This window comes from Microcoleus sp. AT3-D2, assembly GCF_036705715.1.
Taxonomy (GTDB): domain Bacteria; phylum Cyanobacteriota; class Cyanobacteriia; order Cyanobacteriales; family Microcoleaceae; genus Microcoleus.
Map to the genome: position 1 here is coordinate 1 of NZ_JAUBVE010000167.1, position 2,515 is coordinate 2,515.

The 2,515-nt window shown below is 41.0% G+C and carries 3 protein-coding genes and 1 pseudogene; all 4 read right to left on the reverse strand.

Features of this window, described 5'->3' with window-relative positions:
- Nucleotides 1-30 precede the first annotated feature (30 nt).
- Nucleotides 31-348, reverse strand: a complete 318-nt coding sequence (locus tag QUB44_RS31330; protein ID WP_445299942.1) for a DUF3427 domain-containing protein — start codon at nt 346-348, stop codon at nt 31-33.
- Between the two features lie 232 nt (nt 349-580).
- A complete protein-coding gene (locus tag QUB44_RS30485) occupies nt 581-1,528 on the reverse strand; it encodes a hypothetical protein (RefSeq protein ID WP_333373587.1) in 948 nt (315 codons plus the stop codon).
- A gap of 273 nt (nt 1,529-1,801) precedes the next feature.
- Nucleotides 1,802-2,041, reverse strand: a complete 240-nt coding sequence (locus tag QUB44_RS31335; protein ID WP_445299943.1) for a hypothetical protein — start codon at nt 2,039-2,041, stop codon at nt 1,802-1,804.
- A gap of 20 nt (nt 2,042-2,061) precedes the next feature.
- Nucleotides 2,062-2,415 (reverse strand): annotated as a pseudogene (locus tag QUB44_RS30495) (HNH endonuclease); the annotation flags it as partial.
- Nucleotides 2,416-2,515 lie beyond the last annotated feature (100 nt).

The window sequence follows — 2,515 nt, forward strand, 5'->3', positions numbered from 1 at the left end:
GACTTTTTTTGACGCTTTTATTGATTTTAACTATTTTACACTTATTCGGATATTTACAAAACCGGGATGCTCCCTATCGCTATCTACACTTAACATGGACTGGATGGATGGATGGTGTAATTGTGAAGTAGTTCTGCCATACCACTCCAGTCGATTTCCTACCCATTGATTGGCATAGTCATGACCTGTTCGTCCAGATGTTCCAACGTTGCAAAAGATGAACCAAGAATTACCGTAACGAGCATATCCTGTAGCCCAGTTTCCTCCGTGAGTGTCTTCAGCAATTCCAATAATTCGATAAACATCACGTCTTGTATATCTATGCCCAATTTGAAATGAATATGACATCAATCCCTCACCTGAAACACATCACCAATTCGCTCGCAATACTGCTTCGACAGACAATGTATGCAACCTAACTAAATATTGACCAGCATTTCCGGTACAAACACATATTTCCTAGTACATTAGCACATATTTTATTTCCGGTAAAGTCTGATACCCCCTAGAAGTTGAATTGACTTCAGTACCAGGAAAACCTTATCTTCATCAGACTACTGAATAATAATGCTGTCTCGACTCATGAATCCTCTTCTTGCCTTAACTCTTCCAGTTGAGTGAGTAGGTTTGCTAGTGGTATACTGAGATAAGTAAACGGGACAACTTTGCCTGTTGTCATCTCTTCTATTTCCATTGGTGTTTCAAAAGATTTAACTTTAAATTTCAGATCCTCCCAATTTTTTCCATATGTACTTTTGAAGTAAGCGGCTACACCCTCTGTTGGGTCGGTAAACAATTCCTGTAGCTTACGAACATCGGTTTTTATACTATCTGCATCCATTATGTTGAGTCTGCTAGTTCCAGCAGTTGTGATTCCTCCTCCCATAGACCCCAAGACGGGACCATCAGAAATTTGAAGCATAGGAGTTATACCAGCTTTCCGAAGACTATCAATATCATTATCAGACCACTTACAAGGTAGATCAATAACACGGTTTAAAGTGTGTGGAGCGAGAATTTCCGCCCAATTATCTTTGACAATTCTCAGTAAGTTTTGATTTGTAAATCCTCCACCATGTGGATGGATATCGATTAAATACATCCTTGCCGTATTGGAATCTGCAATAGCAAATAATAGATCGCCTGTTCGTTTAACAAATGCGTTATGATTTGGATTAGAGTTAGTGCCTAAATGGAAGTGAAAGACTTTCCAATCGTAAAACATAAGGTCTTTGTAGTCTGCGTCATCGCTCTTTTTACTAAGATGAGGTTTTAAGTTTTGCCCAGACTCAGCTTTCTTGATGAATTGCTCCAAACCTAATCTAATCTCCGGCAGAAGAGATTTTATTGCCAAATCTTTAGACTGCTTCACAGTCCATACAATAATTGGTGGTACTCTCCGCGCCAAGTTAAGAGATCGTCTCAAAAGGGTATCAATATCTTCTTGTGGTGCTGGAGGATGCCCTAGCCGGGAAAGTTTTTGGGTAATAACTTCCTTAAGATCAGAAATAAAATTTATATGTGCCACTCTATCCTATCTCCTATAATATTCACGACCCAACTAAGCATTAACCTACAAATGCGGACTCAACACCTGAGATAATCCCAAAGGACCGTATCTTTTGTCTCCAGTCAACTTATAGCCAAGAAAATTATCAAAACTTTCTCGATCTCACATCGCACTCTAGACCAAATAGCCTTGGGACCATTTGATAAACAAAGAAACAAAGAAACCCGATCGCACTTGGAGCCCTTCCCCCGTGCACACCGGGTTTCTCGATCAGTGAAAACTAAACTAAAATCACGTTGTCTTCTTCTTAGTCGCAGTCGCAGCTGCAGCCTTCTTAGTCGTGGTTTTCTTCGCCGCAGTCGTCGTCTTCTTAGCAGTAGTTTTCTTCGCTGCAGTCTTCTCAGTTGCAGTCTCCGACTTCGCCGCCGCAGTCTTAGTAGACTTCTTCGACTTGCTGCTAGATTTACCGCCTCCCGCTGCTTCCTTCGTTGCTAACAATTCCAGTGCTCTTTGCAAGGTGAAATTCTCCACAGATTCATCCTTCGACAAAATTATGAATTTTGGCGAGGATCGTTAGAGGGAGGATGCCACCCTGCCCTAATCCATAAACGACGAGCTCTGATAATCGCTCCTTCATTATGATATAGATCGTTAAGGTCTAATCGATCGCAGGTTCCCCTACCTGTTGGAGTAATACCAATTATTTCTAAACCATCTGCAGACCAGTTAAAATGCTCAGACCATTGCTGTTGGCGGGGGTTAAACAAAGTTACTTCTTGTTCTGTTTCTGGGTCAGTACCAGTGACAAAATTATAGCGATTATTATTACAGCGATGACAAGCTAAAGCTAAGTTTTCAAGCTCATCGCTACCACCAATCGAGCGAGGTAAAATATGATCTATCGTAAATAGAGTAGAGCTACTTTCTTCCCAGGGCTATTTCGTTCTAGACAGTAGGCAGGGTTTAGGTTTAGAGTTTAGAAGTCGGATTCACCCTAACTTATGA

Coding starts and splice junctions, on each gene's coding strand:
- QUB44_RS31330 (WP_445299942.1), bottom strand. CDS start 348: ATGTCATATTCATTTCAAATTGGGCATAGATATACAAGACGTGATGTT.